General features: G+C 64.1%; 23 protein-coding genes and 1 tRNA gene. 14 read left to right on the top strand and 10 right to left on the bottom strand.

Translation table 11 applies throughout. The annotated features are described in order from the left end of the window. Positions 1-236 precede the first annotated feature (236 nt). From alaS to AB4Z44_RS08640, 3 genes are all read left to right on the top strand, one after another. Positions 237-2,897, top strand: coding sequence for an alanine--tRNA ligase (alaS, locus tag AB4Z44_RS08650; RefSeq protein ID WP_404713642.1), 2,661 nt, complete (start codon positions 237-239; stop codon positions 2,895-2,897). Between the two features lie 81 nt (positions 2,898-2,978). Beyond that, positions 2,979-3,674 (top strand): serine O-acetyltransferase EpsC, encoded by a 696-nt coding sequence (gene epsC, locus AB4Z44_RS08645; RefSeq protein WP_404713641.1) that lies wholly within the window; start codon positions 2,979-2,981, stop codon positions 3,672-3,674. Then, positions 3,674-4,012: a DUF2794 domain-containing protein gene (locus AB4Z44_RS08640; protein WP_404713640.1), complete on the top strand. Its 339-nt coding sequence runs from the start codon at positions 3,674-3,676 to the stop codon at positions 4,010-4,012. Before epsC ends, AB4Z44_RS08640 begins: the two co-directional genes overlap by 1 nt. 53 nt (positions 4,013-4,065) lie before the next feature. Here AB4Z44_RS08640 and AB4Z44_RS08635 read toward each other — a convergent pair whose 3' ends face one another. Both AB4Z44_RS08635 and AB4Z44_RS08630 read right to left on the bottom strand, forming a co-directional pair. Continuing rightward, positions 4,066-5,214, bottom strand: a complete 1,149-nt coding sequence (locus AB4Z44_RS08635) for a hypothetical protein (RefSeq protein WP_404713639.1) — start codon at positions 5,212-5,214, stop codon at positions 4,066-4,068. Between the two features lie 92 nt (positions 5,215-5,306). After that, complete coding sequence (locus AB4Z44_RS08630; RefSeq protein ID WP_404713638.1) at positions 5,307-6,200, bottom strand: LysR family transcriptional regulator; 894 nt, start codon at positions 6,198-6,200, stop codon at positions 5,307-5,309. A gap of 88 nt (positions 6,201-6,288) precedes the next feature. On the opposite strand from AB4Z44_RS08630, the gene AB4Z44_RS08625 reads away from it, so the two are divergent. The 10 genes from AB4Z44_RS08625 to AB4Z44_RS08580 all read left to right on the top strand — a co-directional run bounded on the left by AB4Z44_RS08625 (position 6,289) and on the right by AB4Z44_RS08580 (position 13,765). Then, positions 6,289-7,254: an NAD-dependent epimerase/dehydratase family protein gene (locus AB4Z44_RS08625; protein ID WP_404713637.1), complete on the top strand. Its 966-nt coding sequence runs from the start codon at positions 6,289-6,291 to the stop codon at positions 7,252-7,254. Positions 7,255-7,459: 205 nt separating this feature from the next. Continuing rightward, positions 7,460-8,413: a retropepsin-like aspartic protease gene (locus tag AB4Z44_RS08620; RefSeq protein WP_404713636.1), complete on the top strand. Its 954-nt coding sequence runs from the start codon at positions 7,460-7,462 to the stop codon at positions 8,411-8,413. A 214-nt stretch (positions 8,414-8,627) separates the two neighbouring features. After that, positions 8,628-11,036 (top strand): endopeptidase La, encoded by a 2,409-nt coding sequence (gene lon, locus AB4Z44_RS08615; RefSeq protein ID WP_404713635.1) that lies wholly within the window; start codon positions 8,628-8,630, stop codon positions 11,034-11,036. Between the two features lie 95 nt (positions 11,037-11,131). Continuing rightward, positions 11,132-11,404: an HU family DNA-binding protein gene (locus tag AB4Z44_RS08610; protein ID WP_404713634.1), complete on the top strand. Its 273-nt coding sequence runs from the start codon at positions 11,132-11,134 to the stop codon at positions 11,402-11,404. A 94-nt stretch (positions 11,405-11,498) separates the two neighbouring features. Continuing rightward, positions 11,499-11,573: transfer RNA gene (locus AB4Z44_RS08605), tRNA-Val, on the top strand. 273 nt (positions 11,574-11,846) lie between these two features. After that, positions 11,847-12,212, top strand: coding sequence for a hypothetical protein (locus AB4Z44_RS08600; RefSeq protein ID WP_404713633.1), 366 nt, complete (start codon positions 11,847-11,849; stop codon positions 12,210-12,212). A 385-nt stretch (positions 12,213-12,597) separates the two neighbouring features. Further along, the gene (locus tag AB4Z44_RS08595) at positions 12,598-12,792 is read left to right on the top strand and encodes a hypothetical protein (RefSeq protein ID WP_404713632.1); all 195 of its coding nucleotides are present in this window, start codon (positions 12,598-12,600) and stop codon (positions 12,790-12,792) included. After that, on the top strand, positions 12,792-12,983 hold the full coding sequence (locus tag AB4Z44_RS08590) for a hypothetical protein (RefSeq protein ID WP_404713631.1): 192 nt from the start codon (positions 12,792-12,794) through the stop codon (positions 12,981-12,983). The genes AB4Z44_RS08595 and AB4Z44_RS08590 overlap by 1 nt, the downstream gene beginning before the upstream one ends. Continuing rightward, the gene (locus tag AB4Z44_RS08585; RefSeq protein ID WP_404713630.1) at positions 12,984-13,571 is read left to right on the top strand and encodes a hypothetical protein; all 588 of its coding nucleotides are present in this window, start codon (positions 12,984-12,986) and stop codon (positions 13,569-13,571) included. It abuts the gene before it with no gap. 14 nt (positions 13,572-13,585) lie between these two features. Next, on the top strand, positions 13,586-13,765 hold the full coding sequence (locus tag AB4Z44_RS08580; RefSeq protein WP_404713629.1) for a hypothetical protein: 180 nt from the start codon (positions 13,586-13,588) through the stop codon (positions 13,763-13,765). Between the two features lie 743 nt (positions 13,766-14,508). On the opposite strand, the gene mdoH is transcribed toward AB4Z44_RS08580, so the two are convergent. The 5 genes from mdoH to AB4Z44_RS08555 form a co-directional block, all read right to left on the bottom strand. Then, positions 14,509-16,365, bottom strand: a complete 1,857-nt coding sequence (gene mdoH, locus AB4Z44_RS08575) for a glucans biosynthesis glucosyltransferase MdoH (protein ID WP_404713628.1) — start codon at positions 16,363-16,365, stop codon at positions 14,509-14,511. Between the two features lie 122 nt (positions 16,366-16,487). Further along, positions 16,488-17,972 (bottom strand): glucan biosynthesis protein, encoded by a 1,485-nt coding sequence (locus AB4Z44_RS08570; protein ID WP_404714194.1) that lies wholly within the window; start codon positions 17,970-17,972, stop codon positions 16,488-16,490. 835 nt (positions 17,973-18,807) lie between these two features. Further along, positions 18,808-19,137, bottom strand: a complete 330-nt coding sequence (locus tag AB4Z44_RS08565) for a type II toxin-antitoxin system RelE/ParE family toxin (protein WP_404713627.1) — start codon at positions 19,135-19,137, stop codon at positions 18,808-18,810. Beyond that, positions 19,134-19,358, bottom strand: a complete 225-nt coding sequence (locus AB4Z44_RS08560) for a type II toxin-antitoxin system ParD family antitoxin (RefSeq protein ID WP_404713626.1) — start codon at positions 19,356-19,358, stop codon at positions 19,134-19,136. Before AB4Z44_RS08560 ends, AB4Z44_RS08565 begins: the two co-directional genes overlap by 4 nt. Positions 19,359-19,363: 5 nt before the next feature. Next, positions 19,364-19,624 (bottom strand): hypothetical protein, encoded by a 261-nt coding sequence (locus tag AB4Z44_RS08555; RefSeq protein WP_404713625.1) that lies wholly within the window; start codon positions 19,622-19,624, stop codon positions 19,364-19,366. Between the two features lie 64 nt (positions 19,625-19,688). Between AB4Z44_RS08555 and AB4Z44_RS08550 the strand changes: the two genes are divergently transcribed. Further along, a complete protein-coding gene (locus tag AB4Z44_RS08550) occupies positions 19,689-20,765 on the top strand; it encodes a DNA cytosine methyltransferase (protein WP_404713624.1) in 1,077 nt (358 codons plus the stop codon). Here AB4Z44_RS08550 and AB4Z44_RS08545 read toward each other — a convergent pair. The 3 genes from AB4Z44_RS08545 to AB4Z44_RS08535 all read right to left on the bottom strand — a co-directional run bounded on the left by AB4Z44_RS08545 (position 20,682) and on the right by AB4Z44_RS08535 (position 24,466). Then, positions 20,682-21,977, bottom strand: coding sequence for a hypothetical protein (locus tag AB4Z44_RS08545; protein WP_404713623.1), 1,296 nt, complete (start codon positions 21,975-21,977; stop codon positions 20,682-20,684). The genes AB4Z44_RS08550 and AB4Z44_RS08545 overlap by 84 nt on opposite strands. 26 nt (positions 21,978-22,003) lie before the next feature. Beyond that, positions 22,004-23,989: an ATP-binding protein gene (locus tag AB4Z44_RS08540; RefSeq protein ID WP_404713622.1), complete on the bottom strand. Its 1,986-nt coding sequence runs from the start codon at positions 23,987-23,989 to the stop codon at positions 22,004-22,006. Between the two features lie 75 nt (positions 23,990-24,064). After that, complete coding sequence (locus AB4Z44_RS08535) at positions 24,065-24,466, bottom strand: very short patch repair endonuclease (RefSeq protein WP_404713621.1); 402 nt, start codon at positions 24,464-24,466, stop codon at positions 24,065-24,067. Positions 24,467-24,609: the final 143 nt, after the last annotated feature.

Raw genomic sequence — 24,609 nt, 5'->3', positions numbered from 1 at the left:
ACTTCTTCGTCATGCTGAACTTGTTTCAGCATCCACCAGGTAACCTGCACAGACAGTTCGGTACGCGCGGTGGACCCTGGAACGAGTTCAAGTTGACCGATGCACTATGCGAACGGCCGTGCTTAACGAGCCAAACGCGATCGCGGCGTTCGTGACCGGGTGGCGAAAAAACCCTGCCAGACGATACATCGCTCGCATCGCTTGAGAAGCGTGGCCCCCTCCACTAAGTCGATCGAATGACTTCGACCAACGACATACGCCGCGCCTTCCTCGATTATTTTGGCAGCGAAGGGCATCAGATCGTGCCGTCGGCGCCGTTGGTGCCGCACAACGATCCGACTCTGATGTTCGTCAACGCCGGCATGGTGCCGTTCAAGAACGTCTTCACCGGGCTCGAGACCCGGCCTTACGTCCGCGCGACCAGTTCGCAGAAATGCGTGCGCGCCGGCGGCAAGCATAACGATCTCGACAATGTCGGCTACACCGCGCGCCACCACACCTTCTTCGAAATGCTCGGCAATTTCTCGTTCGGCGATTATTTCAAGGAGCGTGCGATCACGCTCGCCTGGAATTTGCTGACGAGGGAATGGGGCCTCGACAAGGATCGGCTGACCGTCACCGTCTATCATACCGATGACGAGGCGTTCGATCTGTGGAAGAAGATCGCCGGCCTGCCCGAACAGCGCATCATCCGCATCCCGACCAAGGACAATTTCTGGGCGATGGGCGATAACGGCCCGTGCGGCCCCTGTTCGGAGATCTTCTGGGATCATGGCGATCATATCCCGGGCGGCCCGCCGGGATCGCCAAACGAGGATGGCGATCGTTTCGTCGAGATCTGGAACAATGTGTTCATGCAATATGAGCAGGCCGACAACGTCATCGTCAGCGAACTGCCCAGGAAATCGATCGATACCGGCATGGGGCTCGAACGCATCGCCGCGGTGATGCAGGGCGTCCACGACAATTACGATACCGATACGTTCAAGGCGCTGATCGCCGCCTCGGGCGAACTGACCAAGAGCGCGACCGACGGCGCCAACAAGGCCTCGCACCGCGTAATCGCCGATCATCTGCGCTCGGCGGGTTTTCTCGTCGCCGATGGCGTGCTGCCCGCCAATGAGGGGCGCGGCTATGTGCTCCGCCGCATCATGCGCCGTGCGATGCGCCACGCCCATCTGCTCGGCGCCGCCGAACCGCTCATGCACCGGCTGGTACCCGCGCTGGTCGCCGAGATGGGCGCCGCTTACCCCGAACTGGTTCGCGCGCAGCCCTTGATCGAGGAGACGCTCAAGCTCGAGGAAACCCGCTTCCGCCAGACGCTCGCCAACGGCCTGCGCCTGCTCGACGAGGCGACGGCGTCGATGGGCGAGGGCGACACCTTGTCCGGCGCGGTCGCGTTCAAGCTCTACGACACGTTCGGCTTCCCCTATGATCTGACCGAGGACGCGCTGCGCGCTCAAGGCCTTGCGGTCGATCGCGCGGGCTTCGATGCCGCGATGGGCGAGCAGAAGAAAGCCGCGCGCGCCGCCTGGAAGGGCTCGGGTGACAAGGCTTCCGACGATGTCTGGTACGACATTGCCGAGGAGCAGGGCGGCACCGAGTTCATCGGCTATACCGGCCACGAAGGCGATGCGCAGGTGCTTGCGCTCGTGCGCGATGGCGTCCGCGTCGATCAGGCCGGGGAGGGTGAAGAGGTTACGATCCTCACCAACCAGACGCCCTTCTATGGCGAGAGCGGCGGCCAGATGGGCGATGCCGGTAAAGCCAGCAATGACAGCGGGTTCGCCGCCGATATTGCCGACACATCGAAACCGCTCGGACGGCTCCACGCGCACAAGGCGAAGATCGTCAGCGGCACGATCAGGATCGGCGATGCGATCCATCTGTCGGTCGATGTGACACGCCGCTCGCAACTGCGCGCCAACCATTCGGCCACCCATCTGCTGCACGCGGCGCTACGCCATCGGCTCGGCACGCATGTGACCCAGAAGGGCAGCCTCGTCGCCCCCGATCGGCTGCGCTTCGATTTCGCGCACCCCAAGCCGCTCACCGCCGACGATATCGTCGCGATCGAGGCCGAGGTGAACCGCCACATCCGCGAGAATGATGATGTCGCGACCCGCCTGATGACTCCCGATGAAGCGATCGCGGCCGGCGCCATGGCTTTGTTCGGCGAGAAATATGGCGACGAGGTTCGCGTCCTCTCGATGGGTCGCGATGCGGACAAGAGCTGGTCGGTCGAATTGTGCGGAGGCACCCACGTGTCGGCGCTCGGCGATATCGGCCTGTTCAAGATCGTGTCCGAAAGCGCGGTTTCGTCGGGCGTGCGCCGGATCGAGGCGCTGACCGGCGAAGCCGCGCGCCTCTGGCTCACCGGCCGCGAGGATCGGCTGCGCGAAACCGCCGCCGCGCTCAAGACCACGCCCGAGGATGTGCCCGCGCGTGTCGCCGCTCTGGTCGAGGATCGCCGCCGGCTCGAACGCGAACTGGCCGAAGCCAAGAAGGCGCTGGCGCTCGGCGGCGGCGGCAAGGCCGAGGCGGTCGGCCCCGAGCAGGTCGCCGGCGTCGCTTTCGTCGGCCAGGTCATCGACGGGCTCGATCCGAAGGGGCTGCGCGGGCTGGTCGACGAGGCCAAGGCGCGGATCGGATCGGGTGTCGCCGTGCTGGTCGCGGTCAATGACGGCCGCGCTTCGGTCGCGGTCGGCGTTTCGGCCGATCTGGTCGATCGCTTCTCGGCGGTCGATCTGGTCAAGCAGGCGGTGGCCGTGCTCGGCGGGCAGGGCGGCGGCGGCCGGCCCGATATGGCACAGGGTGGTGGACCCGACGGCAGCAAGGGCGCCGATGCCGTCGAGGCGGTGCGCGGCGCGCTGTTGGGCAGCATGGCGACGGCGTGACGATCGCCGATTCCGGCCGCTACTTTTAATCCCCGCCGGCCGCGCCTAAATGGGCGGCGTCCAGGGCAAGAAAGCACGTCTATGAAGCGCGAATTGATCGCCTATCTCGACTCGATCAAGCAGCGCGATCCCGCGCCGCGCTCGCGTTGGGAGATTTTGCTGTATCCGGGCGTGCTCGCGCTCGGGCTGCATCGCATCGCCAACTGGCTGTTCAAGGGCGAGCTTTATTTCCTCGCCCGCTTCGTCAACCATCTCTCGCGCTTCCTCACCGCGATCGATATCCATCCAGGCGCCACGATCGGCGCCAATTTTTTCATCGATCATGGCTTCGTCGTGATCGGCGAGACGGCTCTGATCGGCGACAATGTCACCATCTACCAGAATGTCACGCTCGGCGGCACCAATCCGGCCAACGGCATTGCCGGCAAGCGCCACCCGACGCTGGAGGATGGGGTGATCATCGGTTCGGGCGGGCAGGTGCTCGGCCCGATCACCGTCGGCCGCGGCGCGCGCATCGGCGCCAATGCGGTCGTGACGCGCGATGTGCCCGAGGGCGCGACGATGGTCGGCATTCCGGCGCGCCCGACCGTGATCGACGCGCAGAATTACAACAGCTTCGTGCCTTATGGCACGCCGTGCAGCGAACGCTTCGATCCGGCGACGCAGCAGTTCGAATTGCTCAAGTGCGAGGTCGAGGCGCTGCGCGGCAAGCTTGCCAAGCTGATCGAGGAACGCGATGCGGTCCGTTCCGACAATACGGATCGCCAGTCCGCCTGATGGGAGTCGTCACGCCCTTTCCCGGGCCGCCGCAGGGCGAGGTGGCGTTCGATCGGCCCGAATGGCAGCGCATCCTGGATCTCTACGGGCGCATGGTCGCGGCCGGACATTGGCGCGATTATGCGATCCATTTCGGCCGCGACGTGGCGTCATTCGCCTGTTTTCGCCGCGCCGCCGAGCGGCCTGAATACCGCATCGAGAAGCGCCCGGCGCTGCGCCAGCGGCAGGGCGAATGGGCCCTGATCGGCGAGGCCGGTGCGGTGCTCAAGCGCGGGCACGAGCTCGGCCCGGTGCTGGCGCCGATCGAGCGCAAGCTGATGAAATTGGTGGAAGAGTAAAGTCCTGCTCAAGCCCTCTCCCTTTGCGAGAAGGGATACGGTCGGGATCGGGCTTACGCCGTTTTCACCGCGGGCCGGTTCAATTCCGGCAACCGCATCCGCAGGCTCTCGGGCAATTGCAGCACCACCAGCCTACGCGCCGAGTGCCAGAAGGCCGACAGCATCAGCAGCGCCGATCCGATGACGAGCGCCGTCAGCGCCATGTTGAGGCTGACCGCGCCGAACTGCTGGAACAGCCCCGACAGCGCGTAGAGCACATAGACCAGGCTCGAGACGAGCAGGGCACGGCGGTCGATCGCCAGCGCGATCAGGCCGAACAGCAGGTAGAGCAGGATCACGATGCCCGCTTTGGCCGGGCTGGGCTCGCCATTGATGACGCCGAGCATGTAGAACACCGAATGCGCGATCAGCGGTGCGGCGCCGAGATGGAGCCAGAAGGCGACGTCCGAGCGGCGCGTGATACGTGCCCGATCGGACATGTCCCACCACATGGCGAAGGCGAACATCGCCACGCCGGCAAGCAGCGACAGCCACAGGCCGGTCCACTGAATGGTGGCAAGGCAGCTTTCCATCGCTTCGGTGGTCTGCAGAACGCAGGATCCGCGCGATCCGATCGCGGCCAGGACCAGGCCGACGACGGTCAGCGCCAGCGCACCGGTCAGCGCGGCGATCGTGATCGGCACGTGGAAGCGCCGCCAATGGGCGTAAGCCGCGATTGCCATGGCGATCCCGGCGAGCGGAGCTGCCCACGGGATGCCGGGATGGCTCACATCCAGCATCCCCGTCAGCATACCGCCGGCCAGCGTGCCGACTCCGAAGACGAAGGTGAGGAGCAAGAGGATGCTGGGCAGCGCCATGCGCCGGCGACGCGTGAAATATTCGGCCAGCCCCCAGCTCGTCGCGGCGACGAACAGGCCGCCGATCCGGATGCCCATCAGCATCTGCGGGAATTCGCCATCGGTGGGGGAAGGGGCGAGCAGGCGATGGCCGATATTGCCGCCGATCCAGCCGACCGCGACCAGCAGCAGGATCGCGGCGATCGTGACGAAGATATCGTTGAAGCCGGTCAGCAGCCGGAAGCTTTCCTCATCGACGCTGGACGTCTCGCGGCTCTCGGCGACGCTTCGACGCAGGGCTGCCGCGGCAGCGGGCGTGATCGCGCCGGTCGCCACCGCATTTTCGATGTCGGATTCGCTGTACATCCTCGTCCCTCTTTGTCGCGCTTTCCCTTATCACAGCTGTATTGGTGTAGCAACACAGTGCGCAGGCCATACGAAAAGCCTGCCCGCTTCGGTTAAGGCGCCGGGGAATAAACTTCGAAATGCTCGACAAGGCGATTGAAGACGGCGCGCACGCGCGGCACGCTGCGCAAATCCTCGTGCGTGACGATCCACGTGTCGAGACCGGCGATCGGGAGGTCGGGCAGCACTTCCTGAAGCCGTGGATCGTCCAGTCCGATCGGCCGCTGGACGATGGCGATACCGAGGCCGGCACGTGCTGCGGCCAATTGGGCTGGATGTGAGTCCGTCCGGATCACCATGCGATTGCGGTCGAGGCCTGCGAACAGTTCGGCCGCGAAGGCGAGGTCGGCCGGGCTGCGATCCGGTCCGATGATATCGTGGTCCGCCAGATCGTCGATCGTCCGTGGCGTGCCGCGGCGCGCGAGATAATCGGCGTGGGCGAACAGGCCGAGCGGGATCGGCGGCACCTTCCGCGCGACCAGCGCGTCCTGGCGCGGCGGATACATTCGGATCGCGATATCGGCCTCCTGCTCGAGCAAGTTGGCCGACGCGTTGCTCGTGACGATTTCGACGATAAGGCGCGGATGGCGCTCGCGGAGTGGGACGAGGATCGTGGGCAGTAGCTCGATCCCGACGATGTCCGACACGCTGATGCGGACCACGCCCGCAATCTCGCCCGGCGCCGCCGATGCCGCGCGGACGAAGGCGTCGGAGGCGCGCGCCATCGCGCGGGCCGAATCCCCCAGCGCGCGCGCCTGCTCGGTCGGCACCAGCCCGCGCACCGAACGCGTGAACAGCACGGTGCCCAATGCCTGTTCCAAGGCCTGGATGCGAGCGCGCATCGTCGGTTGCGCGACCCCCATGCGCCGCGCCGCGGCGGACAGGCTGCCCTCTTCGAGCACCGCCAGAAAGGCGCGCTGGTCATCCCAGAGGATCGGCAAGGTCATAGAAAACCTACTAGCAGCTGACGGTATTTAGACAATTTCTGTCTGAGCGGCGCCGGGCCATTGCGATCTCATCGATGGGAGACGTGCAATGGACGGTGACAAGAAGGCTTTGGTTCTGGGCGCGACCGGCGGCATCGGCGGCGAGAGTGCGGCGGCGTTGGTGCGGCATGGCTGGAAGGTGGTCGCGATGACGCGCGATCCGGCTGCGCGCGTGCCCGATCGAAAGGATCCGCTGCGCGAGGTCGACTGGGTCAAGGGCGATGCCATGGTCGCCGCAGACGTGCGCCGCTCCGCCGAAGGTGCGCAAGTGATAGTCCATGCGGTCAACCCGCCGGGATATCGCCACTGGAACACGCTGGTTCTGCCCATGATCGATCACAGCATCGCGGCGGCCAAAGCCGTCGGCGCGCGGCTGGTGCTGCCGGGCACGATCTACAATTACGGCCCCGATGCCTTTCCCGATCTGCGCGAGGATTCGCCGCAGAACCCTTCCACCGAAAAGGGCCGGCTCCGCGTCGAGATGGAGCGCCGGCTGGAGGCCGCGAGCGGCGATGACGCGCCGGTCCTCATCGTGCGCTTCGGCGATTTCTTCGGGCCGGTCTCGGGCGGCAGCTGGTTCAGCCAGGGGCTGGTGACACCGGGCCGGCGGCTCGACGCGATCACTTACCCCGGCCGAAAGGGTGTTGGCCATGGCTGGGCCTATCTGCCCGACGCGGCCGAGACGATCGCGCGGTTGCTGGATCGCGAAGGCGAACTCGATCGCTTCGCGCGCTTTCACTTCGCCGGCCTGTGGGACAGCGACGGCACGGCGATGACCGATACGATTGCGAGCGTGCTCGGCCGGCCGATCAGGGTGAAGCCGCTGCCCTGGTTCCTCCTCCGCATGGCCGGCCTCTTCCAGCAGACCCCGCGCGAGATCGCGAAGATGCGCTATCTCTGGAAAGAGCCGCTGCGCCTCGACAACCGCAAGCTCGTCGCTCTCCTTGGCGAGGAACCGCATACGCCGCTGGACGAGGCTGTGTGCGCTACGTTGCAGGCTTTGGACGTGCGTTGAGGGCACCATGCGGGGTTTCGTCGATCGGGGTCGGCGGTTGGTCGAGAGGCGGCTGTCGATGCGCGTAGTGCGGATCAGGCTGCCGCCTCAAACCGGATGTCCGCCGCGCTTTATGATGATATGATGACGTGGAGAGAGTGCCTGGTGTCGATACGGTGGCCGCGAATGCCAGCCGATCGCGCCGTGTGTTGCGAAGGGTGAGGCATTGAAGGGCGTAGGGCTGTTATTCTGCCTCCCGGTCGGGGCTGTGCTCGCGCCCGCTTTTGCAGCGACCACCGCGCCGCCGTCCGAACCGCCGAAGACCCCGTTCATCTCGACCGCCACGATCGACAATTCGCTCGAGGTGACCGGCGAGACGCTCGCCGCGAAGAACCAGCGCACCCGCACCACCGTCGGCGTGATGGTCAACGGGCAGGGGCCGTTCCAATTCCTCGTCGACAGCGGCGCCGATCGCACCGTGATCGGCGCCGCGCTCGCGCGCCGGCTCAACCTGCCGGCCGAGGAGAAGGTGATCCTTCACAGCATGGCGGGCACCAGCGACGTCGGCACGGTGCGGATCGACCAGCTCGGGCTCGGCACGAGCAAGCTCAACGATATCATCGCGCCGGCTTTGCCCGAGCAGTTCATCGGGGCGCAGGGCGTGCTCGGCATCGATGCGCTCGCCGAGCAACGGATCGAGTTCGATTTCGTCAAGAAGGCGATCACCGTCCAGGATACGCGCAAGCCGATCCGCGGCGCCGCCGACGAGATCGTCGTCACCGCGCGGCTCCGCCACGGCCAGCTCATCCTGACCCAGGTCGATGCCAACAATATCGGGCTCTACGCGATCATCAATTCGGGATCCGACATCACGGTCGCCAATTCGGCGCTGCGCAATCGCATCTTTCGCCGCTGGGCCAATGTGAAGACCACCAAGGTCGAGCTGATGAGCGTGACCGGGGAAAGTTTCAGCGCCGATATGGCGACGATTCCGGAGATGCGCGTCGGCGGGCTCAAGCTGCTCGACGTGCCTGTGGCGTTTGCCGATCCGCCGCCCTTCCAGCTGTTCGGGCTCGCCAAACAGCCGGCGATCCTGTTGGGCACCGATGTGCTGCGGGTGTTCAGCCGGGTGTCGCTCGATTTCCATCAGCGCAAGGTCCGCTTCCGGCTGCGGAATTGAGTCATGCTTGCCGCAAGCGCTCCGTTCGTCCCGAGCGAAGTCGAGGGACGTTCCGCGCGGGAGCAGGTTGCGCAACGTGTCTCGACTTCGCTCGACACGAACGGGTGGGGTGTTGCGGAATTAGTCAACAAGCGCTGCCCATCGCGCGTTGATCGCGCGCCAAAACCTACCATATGTGGTACATGGCCGCGCTGATTGCGGCACCGGAGCATGCATGACCGAGTCTCTTCCCGTCCTTCCGCTGCGTGATATCGTCGTATTCCCGCAGATGATCGTTCCCCTGTTCGTCGGCCGCGATAAGTCGGTCTCCGCGCTGGAAAGCGCGATGACGGGCGACAAGACGATCTTCCTGGTCTCGCAGCTCGATCCTGCCGAGGACGATCCCGACGCCAATGCGCTCTACGACATGGGCGTCACCGCCACTGTGCTGCAGCTCCTGAAGCTGCCCGACGGGACCGTGCGTGTGCTGGTCGAGGGCCAGCAGCGCGCGCGTATGACGCGGCTCGAGACCGGCGGCAGCCATCTGACCGCGACGGTCGAGCTGGTCGAGGACGGCGATATCGATCTCGCGGCGGACGAGGCCAAGGCGCTGATGCGCTCGGTGCTCGACCAGTTCGAGCGTTATGCCCGTCTCAACAAGAAGCTGCCCGAGGATCTGCCGGCACAGCTCGCCGAGATCGACGAAGCCGGCCGGCTGGCCGATGCGGTTGCGGGCAATATCGCGGTCAAGGTTTCCGAGAAGCAGACGATGCTGATCGAAACCGATCCCGCGCGTCGGCTGGAAATGGCGTTCGCCTTCATGGAGGGCGAGCTCGGCGTGCTGCAGGTCGAAAAGAAGATCCGCAGCCGCGTGAAGCGCCAGATGGAGAAGACCCAGCGCGAATATTATCTCAACGAGCAGTTGAAGGCGATCCAGCGCGAACTGGGTACGTCGGATGGTGACGAGGGCGGCGACGAAATTGCCGAGCTCACCCAGAAGATCGCGACCCTCAAGCTTTCCAAGGAAGCGCGCGCCAAGGCGACCGCCGAGGTGAAGAAGCTGCGCACGATGGCACCGATGAGCGCCGAGGCGACGGTGGTGCGCAATTATCTCGATGTGCTGCTCGGCCTGCCGTGGGGCAAGAAGAGCAAGATCAAGAAGGATATTCCGGCGGCCGAGGCGATCCTCAATGCCGACCACCATGGGCTGGAGAAGGTGAAGGACCGGATCGTCGAATATCTCGCGGTCCAGGCGCGCACCAACAAGCTCAAGGGGCCGATCCTGTGCCTCGTCGGGCCGCCGGGCGTCGGCAAGACCAGCCTCGGCCGCTCGATCGCCAAGGCGACCGGGCGTGAGTTCGTGCGCCAGTCGCTTGGCGGCGTGCGCGACGAAGCCGAGATCCGCGGCCATCGCCGGACCTATATCGGCTCGCTGCCGGGCAAGATCGTGTCGAACCTGAAGAAGGCCGGCACGTCGAATCCGCTGTTCCTGCTCGACGAGATCGACAAGCTCGGCCAGGATTTCCGCGGCGATCCGGCCTCGGCTTTGCTCGAGGTGCTCGATCCGGAGCAGAACAGCAAGTTCCAGGATCATTATCTGGAGATCGACATCGATCTTTCGGACGTGATGTTCGTGACGACCGCCAACTCGTTGAATTTGCCGCAGGCCCTGCTCGATCGGATGGAGATCATCCGGCTCGAAGGCTATACCGAGGACGAGAAGGTCGCGATCGCCGAGAAGCATCTGCTGCCCAAGGTGATCGCAGAGCATGGCCTGAAGGCGGAGGAGTTCGACCTCACCCAAAACGGGCTGCGCGACATCATCCGCTATTATACCCGCGAGGCGGGCGTGCGTACGCTGGAGCGCGAGATCGCCAAGGTGGCGCGCAAGGCGTTGCGCCGCATCCTCGAGGGCAAGGCGACGCGTATCGTCGTCGATAGCGACAATCTCGGTGATTTCTCGGGCGTGCGGAAATTCCGCTACGGCGTGTCCGAGGAGGAGGACCAGATCGGTGCGGTCACCGGACTGGCCTGGACCGAGGTCGGGGGCGAATTGCTGACGATCGAGGCGGTCACCGTCCCGGGCAAGGGCCAGGTCAAGACGACCGGCAAGCTCGGCGAGGTGATGAACGAATCGATCCAGGCCGCCTGGTCGTTCATCCGCGCGCGTGCGCCGATCTACGGCGTCAAGCCGAGCCTGTTCCGCACCAAGGACATCCACGTCCACCTGCCCGAAGGCGCGGTGCCGAAGGATGGTCCCTCGGCCGGCATCGGCATGGTCACGACTTTGGTCTCGACCCTGACCGGCATCCCGGTGCGCCGCGACGTGGCGATGACCGGCGAGGTGACCTTGCGCGGCCGCGTGCTGCCGATCGGCGGTCTCAAGGAGAAGCTGCTCGCGGCCCTGCGTGGCGGGATCACGACCGTGCTGATCCCGCAGGAGAACGAGAAGGACCTCGCCGATATCCCCGCGAACATCCTCGAGGGGCTCGAGATCATCCCCGTCTCGCACGTCGACGAGGTGCTGGCGCGCGCCCTGGTCCGCCCGATCGTTCCGATCGAATGGACCGAAGCGGACGAACTCGCGACCGAGCCGCCGCATGCAGCGGCCGCAGATCCTGCAGCAAGCATCGCGAGGCATTGAAAAGGCGAGCAGCTTTCCTTTGACTCCGGGCCGAACCTTGGCGTTAGATGGTCGCTTGCGCATGAAGCGCTTGGCTGTCGTGTAGAGGGGACGCCATGAACAAGCAGGAGTTGATCAGCGCCGTCGCCGAAGAGACCGGGCTCGCGCGCAACGACGCGTCGCGCGCGATCGAATCGATGCTCGACACGATCGGGACGGAACTGAAGCGGGGGAACGAGGTCCGCCTCGTCGGGTTCGGCAGCTTTTCGGTCAGTCGGCGCAAGGCCTCGATCGGCCGGAACCCGCGTACCGGCGAGCCGATGAGCATCCAGGCGACGAGCCAGCCCAAATTCCGGCCGGGCAAGGGACTCAAGGACCTGGTGAGCTGAGTGCGTATCGAGGCGTAAGTCGTTTGTCGAAAGATGGGTTCGAAAGGCTGGACAGGCCCGCTCGCACCCTTTAACGGCGCCTTTCCCAAGGCGTGGGCGCATAGCTCAGCGGTAGAGCACACCCTTCACACGGGTGGGGTCGCAGGTTCAATCCCTGCTGCGCCCACCACGCCTAGCATCCACCTATTCCATATGACACCATTTGTTCTCCTCTCACGAAGGGGGGCAATTGGATTGTTCTCATATGTTCTCATCCGGCTTCGCTGCAGAACGCGCGTCCGGGGGCACATCGGGGGGCACTGGAAAAGATTGGGGGGCATCGTGGCTCTTACCGTCACTGAGATGCGCGCCATCGCCTGCCCAAGTAGGCCTGTCGATCAATGCGCCGGCCGGCTACCTTCCGGGCGTCGTCCACTATTGCGACGATGGCACCGGGCACGCGGTGATATGCTCGGCCGCTGGACCAGGCGGAGGCGGCGACCCGAGCTATACGGGCGTCAATGCGTCAACCACCATCCCGAGCAACATCGCAGCGCCGGGTACGGGCTTCACCAAGACCAACCCGCACCATGCGCAGATCGTCGTGAACCTCGTTGGGCTGGTCAACTGCTGCGGGATCAAGTTCGCATATGACGACGGTGCCACGACCTATGGCAGCCTTGGGCATGTCGACGCCATCGCAGCGGCACCGATGCTGACGGAGGTCCATAGGCGGATCATTCCCGGCTCGATCGATTTCAACGCCGTGGGGGCGTCATCCCCGCTCAATTGCGCGTTGAGTGTCGCCATCGCTGCCGGAGGCGGCTGAAAAAGCCGCCCTCTACGCCAACAATATCGCCCGCGCCGCCGCGCCGCTCCCGACGGAATAGCGCCAGCTAAAGGACACCAGCATGACCAACGATCCCGCGTGGCTCGACCACGCACGGGCGGAGCTTGGCGTTCACGAGACGCCTGGCCCAGTCTCGACAAAGCGCATCCTCGAATATCGCACCAGGGCCGGTCTCAGGATCGGCGGCGACGACGGCGTCCCTGGTGCGCGATCTTCGTCAATGCGAAGCTTGCCCTGTGCAACATCAAGGGCAGCGGCAGCGCGATGGCGCGCAGCTTCGTGAATTGGGGGCAGGCGCTGCAGGCGCCGTCACCGGGTGCGATCATCCCCGTGGCGAGCGCCAGCCACGCACCGCCGGCCGGCCATGTCGCCATCGCCACCGGGCGCTGGACGACACCATATCGAGGTGCTGGGCGGCAATCAGGGCGATCAGGTTTCGAACGCGCGATTCCCGCGCAAACAGATCCTCGGCATACGCTGGCCGGCTGAACTGGCACTGCCGGCGATAGGCGCCACGGCGCTGCCTGTGGGCGCATCGGCGCCGGTTAGCGACCGCTGATGTCCGGAACATGCGAAGCGCGCCTCCCGCTCCGACGCTTGGTGACCGCATGGCGTGAGCTGCGCGCCGCCCGACCTGAACAGAAAGCGTGGCGCCTCGTCGCCCGCGCGGTCGAGCTTCACCGCGGCCTCATGCCGGAGATCCTCGACATGGCGGTGCAGGCGATCGTCACCGTCAAAAAGGAGGTGTGAATGTCCGATATTCCAGCGCCGGCCGAGACGGCCGCGCGCGCTCTTCTCGCATCCGCAACCCGCCACGCGCTCATCATTGTCGGGACATGGCTGATCTCGCACGGCGCTCTCGATGCGAAGGTGGTTGATGATGCCACCGGCCCGATCGTCGATGCGATCGTCGGCACGATCATGGTCGGCGGCGCTATGGCATGGGATCAGATCCGCGCGGCCATCGCGCACCGCCGGTTCGCTCGGCCGTGGAGTGCCTGGGCGGCCCTGAACGCCCCGGCGCCCGCGCAGGAGCCAAGGGCACCCTATCACCAGCCGAGCACAATGCTGCTCGGCGCCGGCCCTCTTTCCCCGCTGCCGACGCTCAGGCCGACAGCGCTGGGCCCGGAGCCTGACCTTCAAACGGAGAATATCCCCATGAGCAGCATCATCGTGAAGATCGAACATGACGTGCTCGACTTCCTGCACGCCGCCGGCAAGGCGGTTGAAACCGTCGTGCTGACCGAGGTTCAGGCTGCCGTCGCTGCGGCCAAGCAAACCCCTCTCGGCACGCTGGCGCAAAGCCTGATCCAGATCTTCGACAGCCATCGAACATGACGGGCGAACAGAAGATGGCTTCGGTCATCGGCGCGCTCGTCCCGGCCGCCACCGCGACGATCGCTGGCGGCGGGTTGCCGGCGATCGGGGGCCAGGTGGCCGACTTCGTTCGCGAGTTCGCGCAGTCGTCGTTCAACGACCTTAAGGCCAATCTAGCGAAGGCCGCTGCACCGGCCGCAGCGCAGGCTGCCTGATGCGTCGGTCGGCTCGCGTGCTGCAGGCGCACCGCGTCAGCGTTCCGAACAGCGGCGCGCCGGCCATTCAGGTGCTGACCGACTTCCCGGGCGCAGACGAGCGCCTTCTATCTGCGCCCGGACAGTCCGCTGCCCGTCGTGGGCCGGCGAGATCGCCTATGGAGTTCAGCACGCTTGGTACATCGCTGACGGGCAGCAGGTCGAATCCAGGAAGGTCGGCTACAACCCCGCGGGGCCCCTATGGTGATCGACGACGAGAGCTGAACGGCCCGCTGGGCGTGTTAAACCAAGCGGGCCGCCTCACCGCGCAGCGAGTGAAGCCGGGCGTTCCGGGGGTGGTCGACTCGGCTCCAATTCCCAGTTTATTATCAAATGGCTATCGTGTCACCAACCTCGCGACGCAGCGACGGCGTGACGCGATAGTCAGCCTTGCAGGCGGGCTGCCTTCTCAGGCGCCATGCCGATCGACAGGCAGACCCCGACCAGCTTGACGCCGCTGAGACGTACCGTTCGCCGCCCATCTCCCAGACCGTGACCGATCCGCTTTCAAGGATCAGCATTACGCGCCCAGCTTGTCGCGCGCGGCGTCAGCCAGAAACCGCGAGCGGTTAGCGGCGACGCGATCGATCCGCGCGAGCAGACCTTCCTCGATCGAGACTTGCACGCGAACCGATTTGCCCGGCCGCTCACCACGGACAAGGATCCGCCCGACTTCGTGGCTGCCCTCCTCGGGCTCGAGGGCGTTAGGCCGCCGCCACCATCGCGTCGCGCGGCAACGTAGCGCCCGCCGGGATCGGCTGTTCCGCCCGTTCGGGCTCGGCGACGAAGATCCCGCGGCTTTGCGCCAGGGCGCCGAAATCCGCCCGCGACGTCACCGTCGCGAAGAAGGGCGCGCCCAGCAGGCCGAGCGCCACCGGCAGGCCCCACGCCGCGCCGCCGATCTCCGAGAAGGAGGCGACCCAGAAGGCCAGGCCGAGCAGCATGTGCCAGCGATAATGGTCGAACGCCTCGGCCAGCATGATGCCGTCGGTGTCGCGCCGCTGGGGCAGCCAGCCACTCTTGCGGCCGGCCAGGATCTCGCCAATCGAGATGCATTGCGAGGCCATGATCACCGGCGCGGCGATGATCGACAGCGGCACGTCGACCGCGACGCCGATCAGGATCGCGCGCCAGCCGCCCATCACCGCGACCAGCCGGCGATCGAATGCCGCCCACAGCAGCGCGATCGCCTTGCCGCCGAACAGCAACAGGACGGTGAGCGCGATCAGCCACCGCGACGTGCCGCTATCGGCCATCGGCGCGCCGATCATCGTCCCCTGGTACAGCCCGACCAGCAGCATCAGCAGCCACAAGGGCGAGGTCATGTAGGCCGATGCGCCCATCAGCAATTGCAGGCGGCTGATCCAGTGGAGCCCGGCGGTGTCGAGCAGCCGCAGATGCTGAATATTGCCCTGGCACCAGCGGCGATCGCGCACGCCATGATCGACGAGGGTCGGGGGGCATTCCTCGTAGCTGCCCGCCGACAGGATCATCATCCGCGTCGCCCAGCCGCGCCGCCGCAGCAGGGCCGCCTCGACCATGTCGTGGCTCAGGATGTGGCCGCCGAACGGCTCGGGCCCGGAAAGGCGCGGCAGGCCGCAGCTCTGGGCGAAGGCGCGCGTGCGCACGATCGCGTTATGGCCCCAGAAGGTCGCCTCGTTGCCCGACCACCAATCGAGCCCCGCGCTTGCGGTCGGGCCGTAGAGGGCGCCGGCGAATTGCTGCCAGCGGGCGAACAGGGTGCGGCCGCCGATCAGCTGCGGGTTGGTCTGGATCAGGCCGAGCCGGGGCTCGTCCTCCAGCGCGGTCGCCAGCCGGACCATCGTCTCGCCGGTCATCAGGCTGTCGGCATCGAGGATGATCATCGCCTCGTAGCCGCCGCCGAAGCGGCCGACCCATTCGGCGATGTTGCCGGGCTTGCGCGCGGTGTTGACCGGGCGGCGGCGGTAATAGACCGCGGGGCCATGCACGTCGCGCAGGCGGCGGCACATGGCGCGCTCGTCGGCCTCGGCCGCTTCGTTCGAATCGCTCAGGATGAAGAAGTCGAACAGATGCGCCGCCCCGACGCGCCGCAGCGACGCGCCCATGCGCGCGATACGCCCGCCGATGGCGGCGACGTCCTCGTTATAGACCGGCATCAGCACGGCGACGCGCTCGGCCGGCAGCGCGAAGCCCGGTGCGCCCGCGGAGCGCCGCTGGCGCATCATCACGCAAAAGCCGGCACAGGCGTTGAGGAAGCCGAACGCGATCCACGAGAACAGGGCGAAGCTCAGCAGCGACAGGCACTGATCGACCGAATCGAACCCGTCGAGCGCCAGGGGCCGCGCGACGCCGCAACTCGCGACCAGCCCGATCAGCCCGCTGCCGCCGATCATGAAGATCCGCCGCGACGCGACCGTCCGCGATCCGGCCAGGGGCAATGCGGCCGGCGCGCGATCGAAATCCTGTTCGGGCATCGCCAGCGGCGCCTCGGGCGGCAGATCGCCGGGCCCATCCCAGAATCCCGTGCCCGCGGGATCGGTCTTGGCGGTCTTGGCAAGTGTCAGGCGGAGTGAAAGCACGTCAGAACTCCCCGGCGCGCGTGCGACAACCCATCGAGGACAGCTCTCCACACCAGCCACTGCGGACTGTTGGCGCATCAATAAGCGAGCGTTTCGTGAGTTCCATCCCAACCGCATGATAGTTAAAGAAATTGATACAGGAGCGTTTCGGTCAGCGCAGCGCCGCCGCGGCGCAGGCAGGCGCGCAGATCGACCACTTCATCGCCCTGACGCGCGACATCGACGATCATCCGCCACCGTGCGGCGGCGCCGACGACAGGGTAAGCAGCGATACTCAACGGCTTGCCGCGGTTGAGCGAGACATCGGCCGCCACGCCGCTGTCCCGCGTCAGCCCGGCGAGGGAATCGCCAGCAAAATCAGCCACCAACCTAGTGGCCCCCGCGATCGGTTCAACCCCCGGCGCTCCCGCGACGCCGCGCCAGCAATCCACCGTCCTCGCCAATGTCAGCGGCTGCGGCTCGGTCGCGATCCAGCGCAGGCGGTAATCGAGCCTGGTGCGGCTGCCCGCTTTGGCCGGCGCGGCCGGCGTCCAGAAGGCGACGATATTGTCGTCGGTCTCGTGCCGGGTCGGCAGCGCGAACAGGGTAACCGCGCCCGGGCCCCAATCGCCGATCGGCTCGACCCACAGGCTCGGCCGCTTCTCGTAGAAGATGCCGTCATCCTGATAATGATCGAACGCACGGTCGCGCTGGAGCAGGCCGAACCCGCGCGGATTGCTGTCGACGAAGCTGCTCGTGCTCGGGCGCGGCGGATTGTTGAGCGGCCGCCACAGGCGCTCGCCCTTGCCGGTCAGCAAAGCGAGCCCGTCGCTGTCATGGATCTCCGGGCGCCAGTCGATCGCCTTCTGTCGATCGCCCTCGCCATACCAGTACATCGATGTCAGCGGCGCGATGCCGAGCCGCTCGACCCCGCGGCGGAACTGCATCACCATGCTGACGTCCTGGACCACGCCCTGCGGCGTCATCCGGTTCACGAAGCGCCACGCCCCCGCCACGCTCGGCGAATTGAGCAGGGCATAGACGGTGACGGCGCCACCGGCGCCCGCCTCCAGCCAGAAATGCGAGAAACGCGGAAACTCCTCGGGCTTGCCCAGGCCCGTATCGAGCGCCAGCCCCCGCGCCGACAGCCCATATTGGTCGAGCGGCCCGGCGGTCCGGAAATAGGAGACGCCCTGAAAGGCGAGCCAATCGCCTTCGCCCTTGGGGTTCATCAGGCGGAAGCCCGAAAAGCCGTCGACCCCGGCGGGCAGATGCTCCTCGCCGCTGAACAGATCGCGCGAGAAAGCGATATCGCGCGCGCGGCCATTCTCGACGATCGCGATCGAGACCGGCGTATCGGCGCCATGGCGCAACGGGAACAGCCGGACGCCGGGCGTCCCACCCTTGCCCCACAGGGTCCGCTCGGGCCGGAAGGCGATATGGCTCAGCGTATCGTAGGTGACCGCCTTCGCCGCCGCCGAGGGGGGCGGAGGGGCGACATAGGGCTTGCGCGCCAGATCGAGCGCATGGGCCTGCAGCCAATCCCACGAAAACGCCGGCTCGCCCGCGGCGGCGGCGCGCAGCAGGGCCGGGGTGCACAGAAATGCACCTCCGCTGGCCAATGCCATTCGTCGGGAAAGGGGCGTGTGGTTCATGAAGGGCGGGATTTTGAGGGGCGGCGCCTTAACCGGATATGAGTGGGGGCTGGCCGGGCGCAAGCCGCCGCCATCCGCTGCGGCTGTCGCCGATCGCGGCAGCGCGGTGGACCTTGGCGATGCAATCTGCCCGTTTTCGGGTGTGAGAGATGTCATGCATTTGCATGACGTTCGAAGGCGGTGCGTCATGCAAATGCATGACGTTCGAGGGAGGTATGTCATGCAAATGCATGACAGGGCCGGCCCGCTTTCCCTGTTTTTCCCTGTTATCGCGCCAATAACAGGGAAAATCCGCATTTCTGCCCGGCCCGCCGACACGCCGCGCCGCCTATCGCCCTGAGAAGGCGACAGCTTCGGCGCGAACGCTCTCCGTGCGGAACAGGGAATCAAATCCGACATAACAGGGCGAAAAACCTCCGTAACAGTTATGGGAACAGGCGGGCGGGTAAGGGGGGATTATGCGGGCTCTCGTGCCCGCCAGTGATGCGGACGCGCCGCAGATCGTTGCGCTGATGAGCAGCGCCGATGGGTGTCATGCCACAGCTTTGGCGTGGGGTGACTGAGCGGCGATTATAGCACCGGAGGTCGTACCCGCCGAAGCGTTTCTGCATAAGGGCAGGGCGATTTGAATGCGGATCGGAACGGCAGATGTCACAATTCTCCGTCACCCCAGCGAAGGCTGGGGTCTCGGGAGAGACGAGGTAAGCTCACATCCTCCTGAGATCCCAGCCTTCGCTGGGATGACGACATCAGGGAGTGGAGCGGCGCTCGATGCTCCGGGCGTGCCCCGTCGCGGGATACGCGCCCACTAAGGGGCGTCCGACCCGGCCAACCAATCCGGAATATCGCGCCGCGCATCAATGACACGCCACACGTCGATATGATCCCGCCGCTCGATATAGAAAACCAGATACGGAAAGCGGCTCAGCGACCGGTGGCGCAGCCCCGGCAGATCGAGCTCATGCGCATAGCGGGGTGAACCCGTGGCCGGATGCTCGGCGATCCAGCAATAGCAGGCCTCCAGCGCATCGATGAAACCGATCGCGATATCCGCACCCGCTTCGCGCCTGTAATGGTCGATCGCGTCCTCGACATCGCGCAAAGCCAAGCGGCGAGGAACAACCCGTTTGGCGGTCATCCCTCTTGGCGAACGTGCGTCCGCAATGCCTCGAAATACGCAGTGTCAGCCGGCCCGCCCGGCGCCGACTCCGCACCATCGAGCAGAAGCCGGCGAAGCCGCTGGCGATCCTGATCCTTGCGGATTAACGCGCGGACATATTCGCTGCTGGTGCCGTAGCCACGCCCGGCAACCTGCTCATCGACGAAGCTCTTCAGCGTTTCCGGCAGCGAGATGTTCATCGTGCTCATGCCGCCCATGGTAGGAGTTTGCCAAAATTTGGCAAGATCGGCGACTGGCTTGGATCCGTGGTATTGAAGATGGACAGGCGGCGCGTTCTTTTTCGCCGTCTTCGCGCGCCTTCGGAATAACGGAAGCCGGAAAAGCCGTCGACACCGGCGGACAGATACTCCTTCCTGCTGAACAGATGGCGCGAGAAAGCGATATCGCGCACGCACCCATTCTCGACGATCGCGACCGAGACCGGCGTTTCGCCGCCATGGCGCATTGGGACTACCCATGCTGGCGCCGCTGGCATATAAGGCGCCCGTGAAAAAGCCGGAGATACTCGATTGCTGCTAAGTCTATTTTGCGGCGCGGGCGGCTTAGATCTTGGGTTTGAAAAAGCGGGATTTTCGGTCGGGCTCGGTTTCGATCGTAACAGTGACAGCGTGCTGTCCTACAACGAGAACCGGACGGCCGGGAAGGTGGCCCACGTCGGCGACGTCGCCGCACTCACGTTGAAGCAGCTTGATACCGTATTCAAGGGACGCTTTTCGCCTTCGGGAGTGATTGGCGGGCCTCCATGTCAGAGCTTCAGCCAAGCGAACGTGCGCCAGTTCGATGATGATCCCAGGCATAACATGCCGATCGCGTTCGCAAGCCTTCTTGGTAAGCTCAACCGGCGCGACCCAGTCGACTTTTTTGTGATGGAAAATGTAGTAGGTCTGACGCTGAAGCGGCACCAGAAGACTTTGGCGAAGACGCTCACCATGTTCCGTCGCGCCGGTTTTGTGGTCGAGCAGGCCATTCTCGATGCCAAGGACTACCGTACTCCTCAGACCAGGCAGCGCCTCTTCTTGGTCGGCTTCAACAAAAAGAAGTTTCCGGACTTGCGATGGACGCCACCAGCCAAAGCTGATGGCCCCACGCCGACTGTCCGTGATACGATCTCTTGGCTCCCCAAGCCGGCATTTTTTGAGCGAGGACTGGACTGCGAGGCGATCGACCCGCACCCGAATCACTGGTGTATGACGCCGAAATCGCCAAAGTTTGGGAGGGCGGGCGCGCTTGAGGAAGGCGATTTCACGAGCCGAAGCTTCAAGACGCTAGCATGGGATAAGCCCAGTATTGCTGTCGCATACGGCCACCGCGAGGTGCACATCCACCCGACCGGCACCCGCCGCCTCAGCGTGTACGAGGCTATGCTGCTTCAAGGTTTTCCAAGGGAGTTTCGGCTTCATGGAAACCTGTCCTCGCAGATACGCCAAGTTAGCGAGGCGGTGCCGTTTCCGCTCGCCCTCGCCGTGGCTAGGTCGGTGTCCGAACATCTTGCGTTCGCCAAATCAGGCCGCGTCGTTCAGTTCCATCGGCCTGATCGGGAGGTTGCGGAGCCACTCGCGCCACTTCGAAATGTCGTAGTTCGCTGAAGCGAGTAGCCGCTCTGTTCCCGACACGGCGTCTGCGCGCACCTCTTGATTGTTGGCGATTGCCTCATCCAAGTTCCAAATCCTCTTAGCCTTCGAGACCATGCCGATGGCTTGCGCAAGCTCGACTGCCGGTAGCGGCGTCGCTCCGCCAGCGCTCGGAGCTTGGACGGCCAGTCCCTTGGGCGAGATCCGGAACGCCATCGAAAGCATGTCCGGTTCCTCACCCGATACCTTATAAGCAAAGACGCTGGCGAGTTCGACCTTGGCAGGAAGATTTGTCTGCGCATGATACCACTGGAGGAGATACTTGCTCAGGCCGACACAAAAAAGTTTCAGAAAATCTATGCTTTGAGCAGACCAGCAGCCGCTCATGTCTGTCGCGATAGTGGCTAATTTGCCGCCGATGCAGTCGGCCAAAGTTTCCGCGAAGCCTTCTTGGTGTGTCTCGATGTTTTTCATTATCGCAGACTGTAGCTTCGCCGCGGGGGCGCCGAGTTGCGTGACATTGGCACGCGTCGTGAGGAAAAGAAGCCATGGCTCATCTGCCAACAGTTGATGGGCGAGAAGTTTCTCCAGCGCTTCGAAAATTGAGGCGTTGCGGCCGGAAGGCTTGTAGCCAAGGTGATTGCACGCGTCGATGTTGACGACGTCGAACACACCCCGCTGACGTAGACGCTCGGCCGCGTGGCTTCCCACGAGGGCAATGTCCTCTAGCTTATCCCGCAGGATCTCTGCACGATCGGATATACTGCCGGCTTGGCGAAGAGCAGACTCGGCGAGAAGGTAGGCTCCCGTCAGGTCAGCACCTTCATTGTCTTCATCTTCGTATCCGGAATCGAACCCGAAATACTCGATCCGTGTCCCCATCGCGGAGAGCGATTCCGCGAGTACGCGGACGTCAAGGAGATCGGCGCCGGGCAGTGTGAAGTACCGTAGGCGGTCGCGACGGTTCTCCGGTCTAGCTTCGGTCAGCAACCGTTTAACCAAGTCGGCCCACTGATAGTCTCGGACGATCTGTTTCACCGGGTGATGCCAAGGCGCAAAGGTTGTGCGGATGGCGGGCGCTGACACGACCGTCTGGGTTCCACTATCGCTACTGAAGACCGCGTCGATGTAGTCGGTCTCTTCAAATTCAAGCGGCGGGTTCTCGCTAATATCTATCTCGGCTAAAATTTCATCGGATTCGACTATGGCCGTTTCCTTCGAATTCATGTTAGTCTCGTCCGAACCCTTCTGACTCATTGGTCTGAGCTCACAAAAACCGCGAAGATTGCTTCGATTAATTCCTGCTGCTCTTCGTAAGTTCTCCCTTCGAGTATGTCATAGGCGGTGAGGATGCGCGTCAGTGCGAGGATTTGCCTCTCCCAGGCACTGCGTTCCGCGGGCTTGGCAGTCGGCGCGACGGACTTCATGATCGCGATCGAACCCAAGTTTCTCGCCTGCGAGGCCTGAAGAGGGCTGTCGACGAGCGAAACGGTTGGCAAAGGTTCGCTGCCCTTCCGACTTCTCCACACGTCTTCGACCCGTTTCGTGAGCTGCGTGCGTTCGGCGTCCGCCTCCGCGTCCTTGCGCACCTCGCGCAACTGAGCAGCCTCGTCTTTCAACCTATTCGTTAGCTGCCGGATCGCTCCGTGGAACCACAGAGTCACTAATTGCAGGTGGGGATGCGCGAAGTTGAAGGATTCGCGGTCGATATTGAGTGCCGCGTCCAGACCTCGCTCCACGAACAGCTCTGCTGTAATCTGCCGAAGTCTGGTCTGTTCTGATACCTGATACTTGAAGAATGTCTGATCGAATAGCGCACCGCTGGCGCCCCTAATGCGGACCAAGACACCGTTGTTCTCCTTGGGGATAACCCTACCCGTCCAAAACAGATAGGCATCTAAGGAGAGTTCGCCGCCCCGCTGCGCGAGCGAGACCTTGGTCAGGTCAGGCTCATAGTGCCCGACAAACATTATCGCGTGATCCAAACTACGCGCGTCTGCCTTATGGTACTTGAAGCGGATTGGCCTCTTCAACTGTACACCGTCGATCACAACATCGAAGCCGCCGGCTGGATCAATGCCAGCCTGAAGTTCTGGACTGCCAGACACCTGTTCGCGAACCGCTTCGCGAATAGTTTTCTCTCCGGATAGCTTGAGCGGCTGTCCCCGGCCACGTTCTTTCGCGATCCAATACGGAGCAACGTTGTCAGCCGCCTTCAGATCAAAGGGATGCTTGTCGACGTAGGGCACCGGCGCCGAAAGGCCCAGGCTCCAGATCATTTCCAGATAGGTGTCGAGCGTATTAGCGAGATCAGGCCGATCGAGGCGGGTAAATTCACTCTCCACCGCGTCCATTAACTTGCTCATCCGTATGCCTGCCGGGTCCTCGGCATTCCACGGAAGATTGGGCTTTCGCGAAAGTAACGCGGCCTCTTTCGACGGATCCTTCAGCCTTTCGATGTATCCCGAGTGATAAGTCGGTTCTTCGACCCGCATACTCGTCCACGTATCCAAGTCGCCGGCGGCAAGTGCGGCTTGCCGCTCGGACACAGCCTGCCAGCGCTCCGCGCTCCGAAGGATGTCCCTGACAAGCGGCTTAAGATCATCCAAGATGATGTCTGTTCCGTGCGCGTCTAGGTCGTCGGAATGCTCGCGTCTGACAAGGACGTCTCCGCTGATATAGTCATCGCTATCCTCGGCTTCGACTTGATTGTCACCCTGCTCTGAATAAGCTCGCAACTTGATCTCAGCGAGAAGTCGGTAGGACTCGCCCTTCACTTTAGTGATGATCTGAAAGCGGCGCGAGAGTTGGCTGATCGAGAATAAACCTATGCCGATCTTGCCGATAAGCGGCCTTCCCCCGGGCGTCCGATCGATATCGGTGTCACTCGTGATGCCGAGATCGATTCCCTCTGCCCGCCGCTTGGCACTGCCACCAATATTTTTCAGCAGACGCGTAAGCGTTGCATGTGACATTCCGCGGCCATCGTCGCGGACATAAACACGAGAGAATCGCGGCGCGTCCGTCAGGATCGTGACATTCGACGCATCCGCGTCCCAAGCATTGGAAATGAGTTCTCGTAAGGCCGATGCCGGCTGCCGATAGATGCCGTCTGTAACCCTCGCGATTACCCGATCGCTAGCCTCCAAGCGGGTCTGGACGACGAGGCCTTCGTTCGCAGGATCGCCCAGCCACGCATCGAGCTGCTTACCGTCGTTGACGAGAACTGCTTCAGTCAACTCTTCCCCCGAAGCCGATGCGTAGATCGAGCTTATAAATGTACATTCGCCGACGCCAAGCCCACGACACAAGTTTCAACCGGTCTGGACCAAATCGTCTCGAGCCGGTGCGCCGAGAAATCTGACGAGCCGCTTTTCAAGATCAGCAAGGTAGCGGGTCTCGCAATCCCAGATAACAAGAACATCCCAGCCGAGCGCCCGTAGATCGGTGAGAGTTTTCTCATCTCGAGCTACCGTGGCGGCGAATTTGGGAAGCCAGTATTCCTGCCTTGATCCCGGAACGGAGCAATCTTGGCACCCGGAATGTCTGTGCCAGAAGCACCCGTGCACTTGGATCGCCTTTTTTCTGCGTCGGAAGACGACGTCGGGTTTTCCAGGCAGTTCGCGCGCATGGAGACGAAACCTGTATCCGAGCTTGTGGAGAAGACGCCGGACGATCATTTCCGGTCCAGTGTTCTTAGATCGGATCCGGGACATATTTGCGCTTCTACGGGCGGGGCTTAGCCTGTCCGGCATATTATCGCTCCTACGGCCGGGAAGCTTGCAACCTACGCGAACGCTTGCACTGCCCGGCGAAAATCCACCGCCGCCATCCAACTCCAAATGTCGATGCGTGCCGA

The organism is Sphingomonas sp. MMS24-J13, from assembly GCF_044905095.1.
Taxonomy (GTDB): domain Bacteria; phylum Pseudomonadota; class Alphaproteobacteria; order Sphingomonadales; family Sphingomonadaceae; genus Sphingomonas_I.
Note: the sequence above shows the minus strand (reverse complement) of the source record. Positions and strands in the feature narration are given on the sequence as shown.